Annotated in this window: 20 protein-coding genes and 1 riboswitch; of the genes, 5 read left to right on the forward strand and 15 right to left on the reverse strand. The window is 36.8% G+C overall.

The window, feature by feature from the left end; translation table 11 throughout:
- Positions 1-33 precede the first annotated feature (33 nt).
- From coaBC to tyrS, 3 genes are all read right to left on the reverse strand, one after another.
- Entirely contained in the window at positions 34-1,227 is a 1,194-nt protein-coding gene (gene coaBC / locus M2448_RS00665) for a bifunctional phosphopantothenoylcysteine decarboxylase/phosphopantothenate--cysteine ligase CoaBC (RefSeq protein WP_280644324.1), read from the reverse strand.
- Between the two features lie 635 nt (positions 1,228-1,862).
- A complete protein-coding gene (locus tag M2448_RS00670; RefSeq protein ID WP_280644325.1) occupies positions 1,863-2,360 on the reverse strand; it encodes a hypothetical protein in 498 nt (165 codons plus the stop codon).
- 397 nt (positions 2,361-2,757) lie between these two features.
- Positions 2,758-4,050: a tyrosine--tRNA ligase gene (gene tyrS / locus M2448_RS00675; protein ID WP_280644326.1), complete on the reverse strand. Its 1,293-nt coding sequence runs from the start codon at positions 4,048-4,050 to the stop codon at positions 2,758-2,760.
- A 614-nt stretch (positions 4,051-4,664) separates the two neighbouring features.
- A riboswitch (cobalamin riboswitch) is annotated at positions 4,665-4,866 on the forward strand.
- Between the two features lie 314 nt (positions 4,867-5,180).
- Here tyrS and M2448_RS00680 point away from each other — a divergent pair.
- On the forward strand, positions 5,181-5,603 hold the full coding sequence (locus tag M2448_RS00680; protein WP_280644327.1) for a hypothetical protein: 423 nt from the start codon (positions 5,181-5,183) through the stop codon (positions 5,601-5,603).
- A 28-nt stretch (positions 5,604-5,631) separates the two neighbouring features.
- Positions 5,632-7,287 (forward strand): MAC/perforin domain-containing protein, encoded by a 1,656-nt coding sequence (locus M2448_RS00685; protein ID WP_280644328.1) that lies wholly within the window; start codon positions 5,632-5,634, stop codon positions 7,285-7,287.
- 78 nt (positions 7,288-7,365) lie between these two features.
- Here M2448_RS00685 and pnp read toward each other — a convergent pair whose 3' ends face one another.
- Positions 7,366-9,537 carry a polyribonucleotide nucleotidyltransferase gene (pnp, locus tag M2448_RS00690; protein WP_280644329.1) on the reverse strand — a complete coding sequence of 724 codons (2,172 nt, stop codon included), beginning with the start codon at positions 9,535-9,537 and terminating at the stop codon, positions 7,366-7,368.
- 109 nt (positions 9,538-9,646) lie between these two features.
- Positions 9,647-10,438: a TrmH family RNA methyltransferase gene (locus M2448_RS00695; protein WP_280644330.1), complete on the reverse strand. Its 792-nt coding sequence runs from the start codon at positions 10,436-10,438 to the stop codon at positions 9,647-9,649.
- Between the two features lie 96 nt (positions 10,439-10,534).
- Here M2448_RS00695 and M2448_RS00700 point away from each other — a divergent pair, with 96 nt between their 5' ends.
- The 3 genes from M2448_RS00700 to nhaA all read left to right on the forward strand — a co-directional run bounded on the left by M2448_RS00700 (position 10,535) and on the right by nhaA (position 13,207).
- The gene (locus M2448_RS00700; RefSeq protein ID WP_280644332.1) at positions 10,535-11,188 is read left to right on the forward strand and encodes a DUF5715 family protein; all 654 of its coding nucleotides are present in this window, start codon (positions 10,535-10,537) and stop codon (positions 11,186-11,188) included.
- Between the two features lie 64 nt (positions 11,189-11,252).
- Positions 11,253-12,005 carry a tRNA pseudouridine(38-40) synthase TruA gene (truA, locus tag M2448_RS00705; protein ID WP_280644333.1) on the forward strand — a complete coding sequence of 251 codons (753 nt, stop codon included), beginning with the start codon at positions 11,253-11,255 and terminating at the stop codon, positions 12,003-12,005.
- Entirely contained in the window at positions 12,002-13,207 is a 1,206-nt protein-coding gene (nhaA, locus tag M2448_RS00710) for a Na+/H+ antiporter NhaA (RefSeq protein WP_280644335.1), read from the forward strand. Before truA ends, nhaA begins: the two co-directional genes overlap by 4 nt.
- A 160-nt stretch (positions 13,208-13,367) precedes the next feature.
- Here nhaA and M2448_RS00715 read toward each other — a convergent pair whose 3' ends face one another.
- The 10 genes from M2448_RS00715 to M2448_RS00760 all read right to left on the reverse strand — a co-directional run bounded on the left by M2448_RS00715 (position 13,368) and on the right by M2448_RS00760 (position 18,845).
- Positions 13,368-13,787 (reverse strand): hypothetical protein, encoded by a 420-nt coding sequence (locus tag M2448_RS00715; protein ID WP_280644336.1) that lies wholly within the window; start codon positions 13,785-13,787, stop codon positions 13,368-13,370.
- A gap of 57 nt (positions 13,788-13,844) precedes the next feature.
- Complete coding sequence (locus M2448_RS00720; protein ID WP_280644337.1) at positions 13,845-14,276, reverse strand: hypothetical protein; 432 nt, start codon at positions 14,274-14,276, stop codon at positions 13,845-13,847.
- A 140-nt stretch (positions 14,277-14,416) separates the two neighbouring features.
- Positions 14,417-14,833 carry a hypothetical protein gene (locus M2448_RS00725; protein ID WP_280644338.1) on the reverse strand — a complete coding sequence of 139 codons (417 nt, stop codon included), beginning with the start codon at positions 14,831-14,833 and terminating at the stop codon, positions 14,417-14,419.
- A 22-nt stretch (positions 14,834-14,855) separates the two neighbouring features.
- Positions 14,856-15,539: a hypothetical protein gene (locus M2448_RS00730; RefSeq protein WP_280644340.1), complete on the reverse strand. Its 684-nt coding sequence runs from the start codon at positions 15,537-15,539 to the stop codon at positions 14,856-14,858.
- 53 nt (positions 15,540-15,592) lie between these two features.
- The gene (locus tag M2448_RS00735) at positions 15,593-15,979 is read right to left on the reverse strand and encodes a hypothetical protein (RefSeq protein WP_280644342.1); all 387 of its coding nucleotides are present in this window, start codon (positions 15,977-15,979) and stop codon (positions 15,593-15,595) included.
- A gap of 174 nt (positions 15,980-16,153) precedes the next feature.
- Positions 16,154-16,564, reverse strand: coding sequence for a hypothetical protein (locus tag M2448_RS00740; RefSeq protein ID WP_280644343.1), 411 nt, complete (start codon positions 16,562-16,564; stop codon positions 16,154-16,156).
- 36 nt (positions 16,565-16,600) lie between these two features.
- Positions 16,601-17,209 carry a hypothetical protein gene (locus M2448_RS00745; protein ID WP_280644344.1) on the reverse strand — a complete coding sequence of 203 codons (609 nt, stop codon included), beginning with the start codon at positions 17,207-17,209 and terminating at the stop codon, positions 16,601-16,603.
- 35 nt (positions 17,210-17,244) lie between these two features.
- The gene (locus M2448_RS00750; RefSeq protein ID WP_280644345.1) at positions 17,245-17,661 is read right to left on the reverse strand and encodes a hypothetical protein; all 417 of its coding nucleotides are present in this window, start codon (positions 17,659-17,661) and stop codon (positions 17,245-17,247) included.
- A gap of 26 nt (positions 17,662-17,687) precedes the next feature.
- Entirely contained in the window at positions 17,688-18,371 is a 684-nt protein-coding gene (locus M2448_RS00755; RefSeq protein WP_280697032.1) for a hypothetical protein, read from the reverse strand.
- A gap of 54 nt (positions 18,372-18,425) precedes the next feature.
- The gene (locus M2448_RS00760) at positions 18,426-18,845 is read right to left on the reverse strand and encodes a hypothetical protein (protein WP_280644347.1); all 420 of its coding nucleotides are present in this window, start codon (positions 18,843-18,845) and stop codon (positions 18,426-18,428) included.

An 18,845-nucleotide genomic window follows, 5' to 3' on the forward strand; every position in this document is an offset into this window, starting at 1 on the left:
CGATTTGTTTTCAGGCTGCCTGCCTGCGATGCATTATTCTAAGGTTTTGTCTATAATATCAGAGGCAACTTCTCTTTTTGTCTTTAACGGATAGTCTGTACGTTCCCCATTCTTATTTAAGATAGTTATCTTATTCGTATCGTATTTAAATCCTGCTCCTGCATCATTCAATGAGTTCAGCACTATATAGTCGAGATTCTTCTTCACTATTTTCTTTAGTGCGTTGGTTTCCTCATCATTGGTTTCTAATGCAAATCCGATAAGGCGCTGACTAGTTTTCTTCATCTTACCGAGCGAAGCGGCAATGTCCTTATTCGGCACAAGAGAAATAGTCAACAGATCTTCTCCACGTTTTACCTTTTCTGCGTATTGTTCCGACGGGCGAAAATCGGCCACTGCGGCACAGAGTATAGCTGCATCCATTTCCGGAAAGGCTTTTACAGAGGCATTATACATTTCTTCGGCAGACTCTACGTCTATTCGGGTGATATTCGGATGGTTCACCTTCAACGAAACAGGGCCGGCAACGAGGGTGACCTCCGCACCCCGACGGGCACATTCTTCGGCAAGGGCAAATCCCATTTTACCAGAGGAATAGTTACCTATAAACCGTACCGGGTCTATCTTTTCATATGTAGGTCCCGCTGTTATCAGCACTTTTTTTTTTGAGAGTGACGACTCTTTCGTAAAGAAATCCTCTACTATAGATAAAATTTTCTCAGGCTCTTCCATACGTCCCTTACCGATCAGATGGCTGGCCAGTTCTCCGGCAGCTGGCTCTATCATGATGTTTCCGTATGACTTGAGCAACTCCATGTTACGTGTAGTAGAAGGATGCGCAAACATATCCAAATCCATAGCAGGCGCTATCATCACAGGCGCTTTCATAGAAAGGTATGTAGTGATCAGCATATTGTCTGCTATGCCGTTTGCCATCTTGCCTAGCGTGGAAGCTGTAGCAGGTGCTATCAGCATGAGGTCTGCCCATTGCCCCAGATCTACATGACTGTGCCATGTACCGTCGTTGGCCGTAAAGAACTCGCTCACCACAGGTTTGCCTGTAAGGGCTGACAAGGTTACGGGGGTGATAAACTCTTTTCCGGCAGGAGTAATAACGATCTGCACTTCTGCGCCTGCTTTTATCAGCAAACGTGCCAGTGATGCGGCCTTATAAGCGGCTATACTCCCTGTAATACCCAATACGATATGTTTATCTTTCAGTGTCATAGTTTCTAAATATTTTAAGCAAAGATAAAGTAAGTAAATAATAGAAATACTGTTTTTAACTAAAACCTTACATTTCTTACAAGTTTATTAGTTTATAGTCTATAGTCTACTAGCTTGCTAGTTCTAAATTTTCCTTTCTCTAGTATACTAGAAATATCGTTCAGCGGAACAAGGTATAGCTAACTCTATAATCTAGTACACTAGTTTTTAACTAAAACCTGACAAAGCAGACAAGTATCAATCGGTAAAAAGGTAACAAAGGTAACAGATTTGCAATTGTTTTTACTTGTTACTTTTTAACTAGAATCTGGCTGATTGTACTCATTTATTGTTGTTAACTGTTGACTGTTTCTCGCTGGTGCGGACATCTTGTCCATACCTTGCTTGCAAGGTAGTCGTTTTTTTGCTTTGCTGCACACAGACCGGAATTGAGTCTCACCCTCTCCTCGAATGCTGATTTTACGCGAATAAAGGGAAAGGATTTAGTCTGCGGTGTATCATCACAGCAGAAACCCATTTATTACCTCTGCTTCTTTCCCTCTTTCTGTATTGATAATTTTTATGCCAGTTAATAATAATGTTGGCAGGAAGATGTTTAGTGGATTTAAATCTTTATTGCTGTATAAGGTAATGGATCAATAAAAAGTATCTTTCTTTATTGGAAAAAACTGCACCTGGTCTATATTTTGATTTGTAGGGAAAAGACAAGTAAAGATATATCTGTAATCATCTTCCCAAAAAATCTTTGTTTTGTTACTCAATCTATAAACTTCATACTTCCCATCTTTTTTTAGTACTAAAAATATTAATGAAAGATGTATGCTCTCTTTACTAAAAAGAGACATATCTACTATAATTTCATCATCTATTTTTCCGTTAAAAGCTAATTTATTATTAATAAAGATACAACAATAAGTATTCTCATTAAATATCTTAGGCCATGGCTTATTTGAAAAAATAAATTGAACATTTTTATTGTTTCCTTCTATTTCTACCAGATTCCTAAAAGAAGAAAGATATTCATCAACATTGTTATAAGTCTCTTTAGTCGGATGTAAATCAGATTTTTGAGATTTATTTACACAAGATGTACCTACTAAAATCATCGTCAGCAGTATAAATATATTTCTCATTTTTTCTAATTAAGATTAATGATTTTGTTCTGCTTACATCTATTGTTCCTGTTGTACTACTCCCCGTCTAATTTACACTTTGTCTATCAATAATATCCGAGGATATTGTCATTGGGTTTTCAGTAATGTCTGTTGGATACATATTTCTTTTTGTTTAGCAACTTCAAAGATACATCTTCCTTTGGCTTTATCGAAAACCCTATATTATTTTTTTTAGGATAACGGACTAAAATAAAAATCCCTAATAATAATTAATTATCAGGGACTTAATTCTTTTTGTTTATCTGCTTTGTTGTCTCACTAAGATTCGAACTTAGACAGGCAGATCCAGAATCTGCAGTGCTACCATTACACCATGAGACAGTATTACTTTTGCGAATACAAAAGTAATAATAATTTATTTCGCGATCAATAGGAAGTAGTTTTTCTTTCCTTTTTGTGCAATAATATATTTTCCGGCTATCAGTGAGGATGTATTTATAACATCATCGAAGTTTTCCAATTTCGCTTTATTTATCATTACACCACCTGCCTGAACTGTTTTACGCATTTCTCCTTTCGATGGGAAAACTGTTGTCTTCTCAGCCAGTAAGTCCACTGCTTTTATCCCTTCAGCAAGCTCTTTCTTAGAGATATCGAAAGCAGGAACACCTTCAAACACCTGTAGGAATGTTTCTTCATCCAGCTTCTTGAAAGCATCGGCTGTTGCATTCCCGAAAAGGATGTTCGATGCTTCAACAGCCATCTCAAAGTCTTCTTCGGAGTGAACCATTATGGTCACCTCTTTTGCCAGCCGTTTTTGTAGCGGGCGGAGATGTGGTGCCGTTTTTTGTTCTGCAACCAAAGCTTCGATCTCTTCTTTGCTGAGTGCTGTAAATATCTTAATGTATTTTTCAGCATCTTCATCGCTTACATTCAACCAGAACTGGTAAAATTTGTAAGGTGAAGTATATTTCCTTTCAAGCCATACATTGCCCGACTCGGTTTTACCGAATTTTGTACCATCGGCTTTTTTTATCAATGGACAAACCAACGCAAAAGCTTCTCCTCCTACAGTGCGGCGGATAAGTTCTGTTCCGGTAGTGATGTTACCCCATTGATCGGAGCCTCCCATCTGAATGCGTGCACCCTCTGTTTTATATAAGTGAAGATAGTCATAAGCCTGCATCAGCTGATATGAAAACTCTGTAAACGACATCCCTTCTGAGGCTTCTCCATTCAGACGTTTTTTTACGGATTCTTTAGCCATCATATAATTCACAGTGATGTGCTTACCTACGTCGCGGATAAAGTTCAAAAAAGAGAAATCTTTCATCCAGTCGTAGTTGTTTACCAACAGAGCAGCATTGGGTTTATCAGACTCGAAATCGAGAAACTTCGCAAGTTGTTTCTTTATCGATTCCTGATTGTGGCGAAGCGTAGCTTCATCTAGTAGGTTACGTTCGGCCGACTTCATAGAAGGGTCTCCGATCATACCTGTTGCGCCACCAACAAGGGCTATCGGACGATGCCCTGCACGCTGGAAATGCTTCAGTATCATCACGCTCACAAGGTGGCCTATGTGAAGTGAATCGGCTGTAGGGTCTATGCCCACATAGCCCGAAGTCAGTTCCTTTTGCAGTTGTTCTTCCGTACCCGGCATGATTTCCTGTATCATGCCCCTCCATCTTAGTTCTTCAACAAAATTCATCGAATTAGTTTATTTGTAATAACTTTAATCAGTTAGTGTGCAAAAGTACGACCTTATTTTTAAAAGAAAAAAAGTTACAGCGTTTTTATATTGAATGATAACAAACAATATATACTATCCCTTTTTTCTTTTTAAGGTTAGAAGAATAGTATAAATAAGATGGAAGAAGAAAAGAATTTAAGGTTAACATTTAAGCTATACAAATACTCACACACACAGAGTATTTACAAAAGTTGCTTAAACAAATATATAGATAAAAGAGATGTCAAACTCTCTAACCGCTTCCGGATATGGGTCTTTTTTATAACAATAAATTTATTTTTCATTGATAATCAGTGGTTAATGTCTTATCTCTTGTCGGGATAATATGACTTTTATTCTGTAAATGGATAAATCTAAAGAGCTATTTGGTTATATATTAGTGGCTCTTCTTGCCATATTGGAGACATAATGTATCGGCTTCTTTGTTCTTTTTGCTTGAAGGGAAAAACACGCGGCATACTTGTACTTTTGTGTTTTTCCAAAAGTAATTTATCTATATACTGAGTAGCTATTTAGAAATTATTTAAATTTTAGTTAATAAATGTTTTGGTTTTTTGTAAAATAGATATTAGCTTTGCGGCGTAGATTTTGGTTTCATTGCCTGTATTCTCGGGTAATGGCGAAAAGGGAATCAAGTGAAAATCCTGAACAGACCCGCTGCTGTAAGCTTCATCAAAATCTTTGAACAATACTCAAACCACTGTTCGCATTGAATGGGAAGGGCGTTCAAAGATGAAGTGAGTCAGAAGACCTGCCAAAATTAATTAATTTAAAACTTTCGTGGGATAAAGTTTTAACAAAAAGGAATTTTTCATTTTTAATGTTTTGGAGATTCTTGTCTGGATTTATATGCTATTGTATAAGCATAAAACGTTTATGGCATGATGTTTAGGCGTTTATATAGTATTTAGCAATTGAATATTATATATAATGAGTTTTGAGACGAATGATTGTCAGTTAACTGCTATTCAATTTTTTCAAGCAACTTATTTTCAGAATATTTGAAACTGAAATATCCTATGAATCATTGGTGATAAGATAAATAAAATTCTTATTCATATTAACTCTATAAAATTAATATTCTTGTTATGAAAACTAATTTCAACCTCAAAATTTCAGTTAAATTTTTACTATTAACTTTAATCTCCTTTTCCTTATTGGGTTGTTCTGGTGACGATGATTCTCCGGACATTGTATGGAACAGCAAAGATTTATCACAAACTATCTGGGAAGGAACAATTAATATAGATGGAAAAGAAGAGAAGATTTTACTCTCTTTTGATTCTGAGCAGGAAGGATACTGTTATTCAAATCGTGAAGAAAATCTTTCTTGTTTATTCGAATATTCAATCGTGGATAGAGAGATAAGATTTTATAATATTTATGGTGATAGTGACAAATTGATAGTTGATGGTCTTTGGCATTTTACAATATCTACAAAAAAGAATATACAATTACAGAAAATCATATCCGCAGAAAAAAGTGATTATTTAACCTTATATAAAAAATAAATAAATTACGAGAAAAGCATTTATTCCTTTGATAGTCATTCTATTATGCTTATTTTCCTGTTCTAATGAACATGAATTTATAGAAAAGGTAGACAATATTAAGACTCAAGAGTTTTTGTTGAAAGATCGTAACCCTGACTATCCGCTAAATTTAGATTCTAATAGACACCTCGATGATGCTGTCACGAAAAGTGATATTATATATAAATATGAATTTTTGGGATATGGGTACAAGCCTATAACATTACCATTAATAGATGTAACTAATATAAGCTATCAAATACTAGATATAAATAGAATTATTGAAGCAGGAAAGACTAATAAAGAATATGATATAAAAACATCTATGCTTATTAATTCTTGGGCTCCCGATATTGCGACATTCACAGATTTTAATGCCTATGCTAAATCTGAAAGTGTATCAAAAGTGGTGAAAGGAGGTTTCTCTCTCACAAACATACCTATAATAGGAAGCATCTTTGGTTTTGGAAGTAAAAAGAAATATACAGAAGTTTTCAATAAATTGATAATTGATACAACTAAAGCTGTTTATGGACAATTAGATATGGCTTACAGAGATTCTTTACATCGGATCAATACAGGAGAGGCTTTAAATAAGGATTTAACAGGTTTTTATAGTGCAAGATTTAAAAAGGATTTATATTCAACGCACATGACGGACTTACTAAGGTCTTATGGTAATTTTTTAGTAACTGGTGTTGAAACCGGAGGAATTCTGACAGCTTTATATCAAGGAACATTTACTTCGCATGAAAATTATGAGTATAGATCAAAAGCAATGTATGATAGTATTCACTTTACTTTATCATATAAAGATGTAAATGGGAATATAGACCTTACTCTTCACAAGAGTAATTCAAATTCAAATTCACGAGATAAGAAATTTTCATCTATAAATATATCTTATAGAACCTTTGGTGGTGATATGTCTTTTTCCAAATTCACACCCCCTGTCAGTATTGACAACCTTTCCGAAATTGATTTTGGAGGCTGGGCACAATCTTTGAAGAATAAAAATTTATTAGTTATTTCTAAAATAGGAGAGGAAGGGCTTGTACCATTCTATGATTTCTTATATGAAGAAAACTTAAAAGAGCAGGCAAGAAGGTATCTAACCTCAAGCATGACAAATGAAACTAAGGTTTTGACTGAGCCATATTTATATTTAGAGACTTATGGGGATAGTGATATGAGATTTGCTTCGTTATTCCTTGTAACCAAATATAATGATTATATTCGGGTGGGGGCAATAACATTGCCGGGTATGTCTGTAACACAGGCTAATATTCAAGCAGTATTTAATCAAATGATAGACAAGGAGAAAGGATTCTTTGCTGGGCTTAAAGTTAAGGCTAAGCATTATTACATGCATGTGCCCTCAATATATGATGACTTGAATATAACAGAAGTTATACAGACTTTACCTAAAAAAGATTTTGAGTATAATACAAATATCTTAAATATGAATAATCCTGAATATGAATATTATACGTGTAGAGAAAATGATAATATTTACATGATAAGTACAAAGAATAAAGTTGCCTATACTATAGCTTTCGATTATGTTTGTACTCAATATGGACTAGATAAACCAGCAAACACAAGTAGCCTAAAACAAATATCATTGCATGAGCTTTTAGGCTATCGTATATTTGCTTTATGATTAAATGTATGTAATATACTTAAAATGAGAGCGGCTTCAATATTGAAGCCGCTCTCATTTTTATGCGGATATATAAATTTAATTATTTTCTCCTTCGTTTTCGTTTCTCTTCTGTACCGGTTTTTCAGGACGAGGAGGACGAGGAAGAAGCACTTTGCGCGACAGTTTGAATTTACCTGTCTTAGGATCGATATCGATCAGTTTCACTTCTATTTCGTCACCTTCTTTCAATCCGGCTTTTTCCATATCCTCTATACGATCCCATGAGATTTCAGAGATATGTAATAAACCATCTTTGCCCGGAAGGAATTCACAGAATGCACCATACGGCATTACCGAACGGACTTTAGCTGTGTAGACCTCTCCAACTTCAGGAACGGCAACAATGCCTTTTATCTTAGCTACAGCAGCCTCAATAGACTGGCGATTGGTTGCAGAAACTTCTACGCGGCCGTATCCGTCAATTTCTTCGATGGTAACAGTTGCACCGGTTTCTTCCTGTATGCCTTGTATGATTTTGCCACCGGGGCCTATAACGGCTCCAATAAATTCTTTATTGATAATGATAACTTCGATACGAGGAGCGTTGTCTTTCAGGTCTGGACGAGGTTCAGCCAATGTTTCGGTAACTTTGTCCATTATATGCAGGCGTCCTGCACGCGCCTGGTTCAATGCTTTTTCAAGTATCTCGTACGAAAGTCCGTCTACCTTTATGTCCATCTGAGTAGCAGTAATACCATCTCTGGTTCCGCATACCTTGAAGTCCATGTCTCCTAAGTGGTCTTCATCTCCAAGTATATCAGAAAGTACAGCATAGTTAGTTCCTTTATTTTCAGAGATAAGTCCCATAGCGATACCTGTAACAGGTTTTTTGATTTTCACCCCTGCATCCATCAATGCAAGCGTACCTGCACAAACAGTAGCCATAGATGAAGAGCCATTAGACTCAAGAATATCTGATACTACACGGATAACATAAGGATAATCGGCAGGTATCATCGGTTTCAATGCACGGTGTGCAAGATTACCGTGACCAATTTCGCGGCGTCCTACACCACGTTGTGGGCGGGCATCTCCTGTCGAGAATGGAGGGAAATTATAATGTAATAGGAATCTGTCTTTCCCGTTATTCAGTACATCGTCGATGATCTTTTCGTCCAGTTTTGTACCCAGTGTCACTGTAGTTAAAGACTGGGTTTCTCCACGTGTAAATACGGCCGAACCATGTGCCCCTGGCAAATAGTCTACCTCGCTCCATATAGGGCGGATCTCTGTAGTTGTACGTCCATCGAGGCGCTTGCCTTCATCGAGGATGGAGCGGCGCATTGCTTCTTTTTCTACATCGTGATAGTAGCGAGAAATAAGAGTGCCTTTTTCGGCAAGCTCTTCTTCGGTAAGACCTGCTTTATATTCTTCTACGATTGCAGCAAAATTATCGCCACGTTCGTGTTTGTTTGTATTTCCCGATGCAGCTACAGCATAAGCCTTGTCATAACATTTAGCCCATACATCTTTCTTAAGCTCTTCATCGTTCGTTTCGTGGCTGTATTCACGTTTTACCGTTTTGCCCACAGCTTCCATCAGTTCTATCTGAGCCTGACACTGTACCTTGATAGCTTCGTGCGCCACTTTAATGGCTTCAAGCATTTCGGCTTCCGAAACTTCTTTCATTTCACCTTCCACCATCATGATATTATCTATGGTAGCACCTACCATGATGTCCATGTCTGCTTGTTCTAGTTGTTCGAATGTCGGATTGATAACGAATTTTCCGTCGATACGGGCAACCCTTACTTCCGAGATAGGACCATTGAAAGGCACATCGGAAACAGCAAGAGCAGCAGATGCTGCAAGCCCTGCCAATGCATCGGGCATATCTTTACCATCCGACGAGAATAAGATGACATTAACAAATACTTCAGCATGATAGTCGTCCGGAAATAACGGGCGAAGTGCGCGGTCGACCAAGCGGCAAACCAATATTTCATAATCTGACGCACGACCTTCCCTGCGTTGGAAACCTCCCGGGAAACGACCGAATGCGGCAAACTTTTCTTTATACTCTACCTGTAAAGGCATAAAATCAACGTCCGGCTTAGCATCTTTTGCAGCGGTCACAGTAGCCAGCAACATGGTATCACCCATGCGTAGCATTACAGATCCGTCTGCTTGTTTTGCTAATTTTCCGGTTTCAATGGTGATAGTCCTTCCATCACCCAAATCGATACTCTTTGTAATCGGATTCATCATAAATATTTTTTTCTAAACTTCTTAAAATCGAGCAAAGGTAAGGAAAGTTTTTGAAAATTAGGGGAATGAATGGGTGAAAAGAGGATGAGATGCCTAATTTGTGAAAATCCTAAAATCCTCTTTGTCTCATTGCTTCAAATGTGATAACAGCTGTAGAAACCGATACATTCAATGAATCTATTTTTCCCCGCATTGGTATTTTGATTCTCGCATCGGCATTATTTAGCCAGAAATCAGTTAATCCGTCAGCTTCCGTACCCATAACAATAGCTGATGGAACGGTGAAATCCGTATCCTGATACCATAGCGAAGCTTGCAATTCGGCAGCAAACGATCTGATATTGTTTTTATGTAAAAAATCTAGCGCTTCCTGTGATGAACAAACTGCGGTTTGTACGGTGAAAAGGCATCCTACGCTCGATCGGATTGCGTTGGGATTATACAAGTCAGTTGCCGGGTCGCATATGATGACTGCATCCGTCTGTGCGGCATCTGCTGTACGGAGTATTGCTCCCAGATTACCGGGTTTTTCTACCGCTTCGAGGATAATAATGAAAGGGTTATCCGATAGTTCCAGATCGGAAAGGGTATGGCTTTTGGGCTTGGCTAAAGTGAGTAATCCGTCCGAACCTTCACGATATGCGATCTTATCAAATACAGCTTCCGTTACTTCAAATAGCTTATCTTGGGAAATAGAATCCAGAACATCTGGATAATCACTCTTAACAAATAACTCAGGACATATAAACACAGAGTCTGCTTCGTAATCTGCCATCAGTGCCAGACTTAGCTCTCTGGCTCCTTCGATAATAAAAAGCCCTTGTTCTTTTCGTTCCCTGTTTTTAGAGAGCTTGACGATATTCTTTATCTTCGGATTCTGGAGGCTGGTTATGTGTTCCATTTCTATTCGGATTGATATCAGTGTGCAAAAATAAGTATTAATTACAAACAAAAGTCCGTATTTTTGTACCTTTGTGCCCGAAATTAAGCAAAAGAAATGAAATACATCTGGATGCTTTCGATAAGTATTCTATCCTTATTGAGTTGCGGATCTAAAGAGAAGTCAGGCAGTGAGCCGTTAGAACCGAAGAGATATACCCGTTTCGACGGAAAATACAGTACTACTTTCAACGATTTACCCGACTTGCATATAGAGGCAGCGGTAGTGAACGGGGTAGGACCATTGGAGACCAGAGGTGATACTGCGCTGTATGAAGACCGCTTGGTGAGAATACCGGGCGAACTGGAAATATATAAAGTGGATAAGCTAAAGCACTCGATGCCGTTTCTTGTGCCTAAGGCGGCTACATTGCTTTCGGATATTTGTCTTAATTTTCGCGATTCGCTGATCAGCAAAAAGCTGCCATTGTATAAGCCTATTGTCACCAGTATAACCCGTACGAATGATGATGTTACCAACTTATCGAGAAGAAATCGTAATGCGAGTGAAAACTCGGTTCACAGATACGCTACTACTTTCGATATAGCATGGACACGATTCGAGAAAGTGAATCCCTCTGACGAACGCATTCTGGATGATGGACGGCTTAAGGCTGTGTTGGGGCAGGTTTTGCACGATCTCAGGCAGCGCGACAGATGCTATATTAAGCATGAGCGTAAGCAGGCATGTTTTCATATAACGGTAAGATGAAGAATTATGAATTATAAATTATAAGTTATGAGTTGTTGACTGATAACTGTTGACTGATAACTGTATGAAGCGTTATTTTATATATTTGGCTTACAACGGAGAGAATTACAACGGTTGGCAAATACAACCGAATGCTCCTTCTGTGCAGGAAACGATAGAAAAAGGGCTATCCACCATATTGAGATATCCTGTTTCTATTGTCGGGGCAGGACGCACCGATGCAGGGGTTCATGCTCGGCAAATGTTCGCCCACTTCGATGTGGAAGAAATAGAAAACGTTCATCAGTTGGTATTTAAACTGAACCGTATTCTGCCTAAAGATATTGTAATATATAATATAATGAGGGTAAAGGCCGATGCCCACGCTCGTTTCGATGCTACATCGAGGTTGTACAGATATTATGTAACGACAGCGAAAGATCCGTTTCTGCATCATCTGAAATATAAGATACATGGCAATATAGATATGGATGCTATGAATGCCTGTGCAAATGTGTTGTTCGACTATATCGATTTTACCAGTTTCAGCAAGCTGCATACCGATGTAAAAACCAATAACTGCGAGATTATGCAGGCAGAATGGCAACGACAGGGTAACGATTATATATTTACAATAAAGGCCGACCGTTTTCTTCGCAATATGGTGCGCTCTATAGTAGGCACATTGCTCGAAGCAGGACGTGGAAAGATAACTCCGGATGATTTCCGAAAAATAATAGAAGCTAAAGACAGGGGTGCCGCAGGAACATCTGTTCCGGGGCATGCACTGTTTTTAGAGGAAGTAGAATATGATAACGATATATTTATAAAAGAATGAAAATATCCGGAATATTGAGGGGGCGCACCCTGAAAAGATTTATGGAGAGTGAAAAGTCGGGCGGGCTAACACTCATCGTCTGTACACTGATTTCAATCCTGCTTGCTAATTCGGGAGCTATAGGTGACAGTTATCGGGGTATATGGGGTTATCATTTGGGTAGCCATACTATAGCCGATTGGATAAATGACGGCCTGATGGCTGTCTTCTTCCTGTTGGTTGGCCTGGAGCTGATACAGGAGATATACGAAGGCGAGTTGTCGAATGTAAAGCGGGCGATGCTCCCACTTTCGGCAGCTTTAGGTGGTATGCTCATCCCAGCTCTGATTTATATGTACCTCAACTTCGGAACTGATACACATGATGGTTTTGGTATCCCGATGGCTACAGACATCGCTTTTGCACTAGGTATATTATCCCTGTTGGGTAGCCGTGTACCCACATCGCTCAAGGTATTCCTTACAGCACTGGCTGTTATAGACGATTTGGGGGCAATAATAGTAATCGCTATTTTCTATACGACATCACTTTCATGGGTTTATTTGCTGATTGCTTTGGGAATGTTTGTCTTGTTACTTATTTTGAATAAGAAGTTCAATGTGACGAATCTGATCCCTTATATCATAGGTGGTATTATTATGTGGTACTGCATGCTCCATTCGGGCATACATGCTACTATTGCCGGAGTGCTTCTGGCTATTACCATACCATTTAAGAAAGGCGACCCACACTGTTTATCTAACAAAATGCAGCATGCCCTGCATTATCCTGTAGCATTCATTATATTGCCTGTCTTTGCTTTGGCAAATACAGCAATGCTGATAGAAGGCAACTGGGATCAGTCAATAGGTGAGCCATTCGCCTTGGGTATTATTCTCGGTCTGATAGTAGGTAAACCGTTAGGAATTACACTATTTAGTCTTATTTCTGTAAAAACAGGATTATGTTCTCTTCCTCGCGGAGTGAAATGGAAAGCCTTGATAGGGGCAGGTATGCTCGGCGGTATCGGATTCACTATGTCTATATTTATCACTTTATTAGCATATAAAGGCAATCCTAGCTTTTCACCGGAAGAAATAGAACATCTTGTTAACGAATCGAAACTAATGATATTACTGGCCTCGCTGGTTTCGGCTATCATCGGTTATACATGGCTGAATTATGTGCTGAGGAAGGATAAGATGGATGTGAAAGAATTGTAACTGAAAAGGATTCTTTATAGAAAAATTAAGAGGCTGTCCCAAAAGTATTTTTATTTCTCTGAGAATTGAATATTTGAAAACGGTCTCAGATACAGACCCGAAGAAAAAGCATAGAAAAAGGGGCTTGTCCGACTTTTGGGACATCCCCTCAGTATCAATTTTACGGATACGTCAACGTCCAATCACTGTTTTGCAAATCGTCTATTGTCAGATCTATTTTTTTTAAATACATACGGTATTTAATTATAGTATCTCTCGGATATGAATCTATTACCTCTTTATCATAAAAATAGACCATCATTATGCCATCCTTATTTTGATAATTAATTGTTGTTTCTAAACAATCTATATATTCAAACCTAACTTTCTTTGTCGAATTGGCTTCAATATCTCTATCAATAATTGCGTATCCCAGATTGCTTATTGAATCAGGATAATCAGCTGAAGCATATATAGAGATGTCTTTATCCCAATTATTCACTATAGTAACCCGAAGATGGCAATCTTCCGAATCATCTCCATTACAGTTCGCAGCCAATAGAAAAGGAACGATCAATAAAATAAATATATATTTTTTCATAATTTTTGACAATAAGTAGGGATATGCTTGTTTAGCTATCCCTACTCTATTATACATTTATGGATAGGTTATAGTCCAGTTCATTCGTTGAAAGTCTTCTAAACGCATATCGTACTTCTTGAGCCACATACGATTTTTTCGAATTTCATCAAAAGTATATTCCTTAAAAATCTCTTCATCGAAAAGGAAAATCATTGCTACTCCATGTTTGTATATTATACCTAGCTCGAAGTCAATCTCATAGCATCCGTCTATTTTTATTTTTTTTCGACTATTTGAAGCGACTATATCAGAAGTTCCTCCAATTCCATCCAAAATTGTGGAATCTGGATAACTAACAGATACAGATAATCTGATTTTTTTATCCGAATTGTTAATAAAAGTATAGTAATTATGGCAGTTCTCCGATTCCTTTTTACCATTACAATCACTCCCTAAAAACAAAAGGGTAAGAAGCAAGATAAAAATAATTTTTATAATTGTTTTCATATATCATTTTTTTAATTTCTTTTCATACTGGTTATTATATAATAGTCCTGTCGGCCAAAAGACAGGAACCCACGAAGCTAAATCAAGAAGATTAAAGCTAATTCTTGCTTGTTTACAAATATCTACAGATAAGCGTGCTGTCATTCTTTCTCTTCAATATCTTCATAGACAATGGTCCAAGCGACATTTGGTTGCCTTAGATAGGCTTCATCTACATCATATCTTTTAAGAATCATATAATCATCTCTAACCTTATCCCAACCGTATTTGATTATAGTATCCTGATCTAGAAAAAACACACAGACTTTGCTGTTTTTTATATCTTTAGTAAAACCAATTTTTGTGAAATTTTCAGATATAGGATTAGTCCTATTTATACTGGGTAATAAAGTGTCTGGATAAACTGGTTCACCTAAACCTTCCTCTCCAATATAGACCACGACATTACGGCTACTTCCATTCTTTAACCATATGCCATTATAATCATCATCAGGGCATGAGGTGAGTGTTATTGCTAACAGAATAATCCCTGCCATTAAAAAAAATAGATTTTTCATATATCTAACTTCAAATTATTACTTATCTAACCCAAGGTTCTTTCCCCCCTTGATTGTCTATAGGATATTTTCCAAAATCCCATCCATTACCTCCATGCTCTTTACCAACAAAAAAATGATAAGCCAAATTATTAGCCCATTTTTCGGTGTAGAAACGATCTTTATCACCACCAATCCATCCTAGTCTGTTTATCAAGCTAGGAATTCCCACTGCCGACAGATAGAAGAAGCCGATCCTCTGACTTTGTAAGAAGTGCCCGTATTCGTGCATCATCATATTATCCGCTATTGGAGTAAATTTATTGTCATTCCATGAAGGTTCATACTTCGTTTTGTCATATGGATCTCGTATATTCATATTTATATAATTACCTAAAGTAACACCATCATACTTACTAGAATTATCATGAATAATAAAAGTAGCTCCTCTGTAATATTTTATCTGATCTGCATAGCCGGCAACATTACGGGCAGAAGACCACGCATTGCCGATCAACGATTGAGGGAGCTCCCATGTCCATCGGGAAAAAGCCTGGAAGGGATTATCAAAAACAAACATACCGGCATCGATTTTCATTCCGTTCCAAACAGGCTTCCATGTTGCCTGAAGGACATCCCTACTGAAACTACCGCCGCCAAAAGCCCATTTACCCAGTCCTGTAATGAGATTTAAGCTGTTCCAAACAGGTAATGCTTTTCCATTCAAGTCAATGAAATAGGGTAAATAACTGAGGGGCTTTTATACCCCTCAATATCAGTTTAAGGATAGGTTATTGTATAATCTATCTTTTTAAGATCACTCTTATTATTTATAATATACTTTTTCATATATCTATAATTTTTTCTTATATCATCCCACGAATATTTATTAACGGTATCCATGCTTAGAAGATATAGATATGTAGTACAGTGTGTAAGTACAAGATTGTCATATACAGTTTTATTTGCTTCAATTACTCTCCCTGTATTTTTATTAGGTATAGAGTCTTCAGTACATTCAGTGTACCTATCACCAGTTTGAACAAATAGTATGTCGTTCTCCGAATTATTTTTAATATATATACTTGAGTTACCATCATCTACGGAAGGGCAACCTAATAGTAAAATCAGTATTGGCAAGAAAAATAAATATTTTAAGGATTTCATAATAGTATAATTTATTTGTAATTTATTCAATATTATAGTGGGTATTTATAAAATCTATCCCCAGTCCAGTTAACCGAATATGGTTTCTTCCCGAAATATTCCTCAGCTTTCCGATTAGCACTAGTTTCTGTCCAATATAACTAAATTTACGGATATGAAAAATAAACTCCGAGATTAATCCCCTTTCAATAAATCTGAATTTACAACAAGGTTATATTGCGCATTTCCTTTATTGCTAGTTGAAAAATTCCAATATTTTCTTAGCCATAGATTCTTTTCTAATTTCACATCATTGATATAAAATGTATTATATGAGAAATCCATCATAACTCTATCATCAAAAACATCATTAGGCTTATTGTCAGAGAGTAAAGGGTTTTCAAATAACATATCTGCAAAAAGAATAGTCTTCTTTGGTAATATAATAAATGATGGCACTTTCTCATCAGTATCTTCAATCTGTTCATTATAAATGACAATCGTATCATTCTCTAAATCATTCGTGATATAGAACTGATATTGATATTGTGGTGGTTCGCAACTAATAAAATATACCAATAAAATGATAAATAATATTTTTTTCATATTTGTTGTTCTGTTTAATAATTTACGAATAATATCTTAAAGAGGATAACCATAAAATCTATTACCTATCCAATTAACATAATACGGCTTCTTCCCGAAATATTCAGCAGCCTTTTTGTTAGCACTAGTTTCTGTCCAATATAAACTGTGAGTAGATCTTGTATAATAAGTTCCATCTGTATCTACTACATGTGATAAATATTTTGAATGCTTCGCACTTGAGATACTGTTAATCCCTATCGAGAATAGATATCCCCAACCATATTGCTGGCTTTGAATATAATGACCATATTCGTGCATAAACATCGGATCGCCATCTATGATTGTGAACTTTCCTTTGTTCCACTCCGGTTCATAAACATTTTTGTCATAAGGTTCTTGTATATTCATATTTATATAGCTACCCAAAGTAACACCATCATGTTTTTTCGAATTCTCATTAATAAGGAAAGTAGCACCATCAAAATACCTTACTTTATCTACCGTCCACTTGATATTCCGATAGTGGGAATACTGGCTTCCTATAACTGTTTGTGGCAATTCCCATGTAAAACGACTGGCAATTTGTTTTAGATCTCCTTTGAACAGACCAAGGTCAATTTTCACAGCATGGGTAAAACTCTTCCGAGTTAGTATTGCAGGCATGATAGCTATTCATGCCTGCTAAAAAGGCTCCCATATCATTCTCCCTCTTTAGGATCTTCATAGACAATAGTCCAAGCGACATTTGGTTGCCTTAGATAGGCTTCATCTATATCATATCTTTTAAGAATCATATAATCATCTCTAACCTTATCCCAACCGTATTTGATTATAGTATCCTGATCTAGAAAAAACACACAGACTTTGCTGTTTTTTATATCTTTAGTAAAACCAAAATTTGTAGAATTTTTAAATATAGGTTCAGTCCGATTTATACTAGGTAATAACGTGTCTGGATAAACCGGCTCACCTAGCCCTTCTCCTCCAATATAAACAACTACGTTACGTTTACTTCCATTCTTTAACCATATAGCATTATAATCATCATCAGGACATGAGGTAAATGTTATTGCTAACAGAATAATCCCCGCCATTAAGAGAAAAATCTTTTTCATATATCTAACTTTAATTTATTACTTACTTATTTAACCCAAGGTTCTTTTTTTTTCTGATTGTCGATAGGATATTTATAAAAGTTCCATCCATTTCCCCAATGTTTCTTACCAACAAAAAAATTGTATGCTAAATTGTTAGCCCATTTTTCAGTGTAGAAGTGATCTTTGTCTCCACCGATCCATCCCAATCTGTTCACCAAACTTGGAATTCCCACTACTGACAGATAGAAGAAGCCGATCCTCTGACTTTGTAAGAAGTGCCCGTATTCGTGCATCATCATATTATCCGCTATTGGAGTAAATTTATTGTCATTCCATGAAGGTTCATACTTCGTTTTGTCATATGGATCTCGTATATTCATATTTATATAATTACCTAAAGTAACACCATCATACTTACTAGAATTATCATGAATAATAAAAGTAGCTCCTCTGTAATATTTTATCTGATCTGCATAGCCGGCAACATTACGGGCAGAAGACCACGCATTGCCGATCAACGATTGAGGGAGCTCCCATGTCCATCGGGAAAAAGCCTGGAAGGGATTATCAAAAACAAACATACCGGCATCGATTTTCATTCCGTTCCAAACAGGCTTCCATGTTGCCTGAAGGACATCCCTGCTGAAACTACCGCCGCCAAAAGCCCATTTACCCAGTCCTGTAATGAGATTTAAGCTGTTCCAAACAGGTAATGCTTTTCCATTCAAGTCAATGAAATAGGGTAAATAACTGAGGGGCTTTAACACCCCTCAGTATCAATTTTATGGATACGTCAACGTCCAATCACTGTTTTGCAAATCGTCTACTGTCAGATCCATTTTTTTTAAATACATACGATATTTAATTATAGTATCTCTCGGATATGAATCTATTACCTCTTTATCATAAAAATAGACCATCATTATGCCATCCTTATTTTGATAATTAATTGTTGTTTCTAAACAATCTATATATTCAAACCTAACTTTCTTTGTTGAATTCGCTTCAATATCCCTATCAATAATCGCATCTCCAATAATTCCTAATGAGTCAGGATATAGGAAAGAACGATATATAGAGATATCTTTATCCCAATTATTCACTATAGTAACCCGAAGATGGCAATCTTCCGAATCTTCTCCATTACAGTTCGCAGCCAACAGAAAAGGGAGGATCAATAAAATAAATATATATTTTTTCAT

Origin of the sequence: Dysgonomonas sp. PF1-14, assembly GCF_029892965.1 — a bacterium.
Taxonomy (GTDB): Bacteria; Bacteroidota; Bacteroidia; order Bacteroidales; family Dysgonomonadaceae; genus Dysgonomonas.

Bases quoted from the DNA above. Each gene is read 5' to 3' on its own strand.
- coaBC (WP_280644324.1), bottom strand. From the start codon at position 1,227: ATGACACTGAAAGATAAACATATCGTATTGGGTATTACAGGGAGTATA.
- M2448_RS00670 (WP_280644325.1), bottom strand. From the start codon at position 2,360: ATGAGAAATATATTTATACTGCTGACGATGATTTTAGTAGGTACATCT.
- tyrS (WP_280644326.1), bottom strand. From the start codon at position 4,050: ATGAATTTTGTTGAAGAACTAAGATGGAGGGGCATGATACAGGAAATC.
- M2448_RS00680 (WP_280644327.1), top strand. From the start codon at position 5,181: ATGAAAACTAATTTCAACCTCAAAATTTCAGTTAAATTTTTACTATTA.
- pnp (WP_280644329.1), bottom strand. From the start codon at position 9,537: ATGATGAATCCGATTACAAAGAGTATCGATTTGGGTGATGGAAGGACT.
- M2448_RS00695 (WP_280644330.1), bottom strand. From the start codon at position 10,438: ATGGAACACATAACCAGCCTCCAGAATCCGAAGATAAAGAATATCGTC.
- M2448_RS00700 (WP_280644332.1), top strand. From the start codon at position 10,535: ATGAAATACATCTGGATGCTTTCGATAAGTATTCTATCCTTATTGAGT.
- truA (WP_280644333.1), top strand. From the start codon at position 11,253: ATGAAGCGTTATTTTATATATTTGGCTTACAACGGAGAGAATTACAAC.
- nhaA (WP_280644335.1), top strand. From the start codon at position 12,002: ATGAAAATATCCGGAATATTGAGGGGGCGCACCCTGAAAAGATTTATG.
- M2448_RS00715 (WP_280644336.1), bottom strand. From the start codon at position 13,787: ATGAAAAAATATATATTTATTTTATTGATCGTTCCTTTTCTATTGGCT.
- M2448_RS00720 (WP_280644337.1), bottom strand. From the start codon at position 14,276: ATGAAAACAATTATAAAAATTATTTTTATCTTGCTTCTTACCCTTTTG.
- M2448_RS00725 (WP_280644338.1), bottom strand. From the start codon at position 14,833: ATGAAAAATCTATTTTTTTTAATGGCAGGGATTATTCTGTTAGCAATA.
- M2448_RS00735 (WP_280644342.1), bottom strand. From the start codon at position 15,979: ATGAAATCCTTAAAATATTTATTTTTCTTGCCAATACTGATTTTACTA.
- M2448_RS00740 (WP_280644343.1), bottom strand. From the start codon at position 16,564: ATGAAAAAAATATTATTTATCATTTTATTGGTATATTTTATTAGTTGC.
- M2448_RS00745 (WP_280644344.1), bottom strand. From the start codon at position 17,209: ATGCCTGCAATACTAACTCGGAAGAGTTTTACCCATGCTGTGAAAATT.
- M2448_RS00750 (WP_280644345.1), bottom strand. From the start codon at position 17,661: ATGAAAAAGATTTTTCTCTTAATGGCGGGGATTATTCTGTTAGCAATA.
- M2448_RS00760 (WP_280644347.1), bottom strand. From the start codon at position 18,845: ATGAAAAAATATATATTTATTTTATTGATCCTCCCTTTTCTGTTGGCT.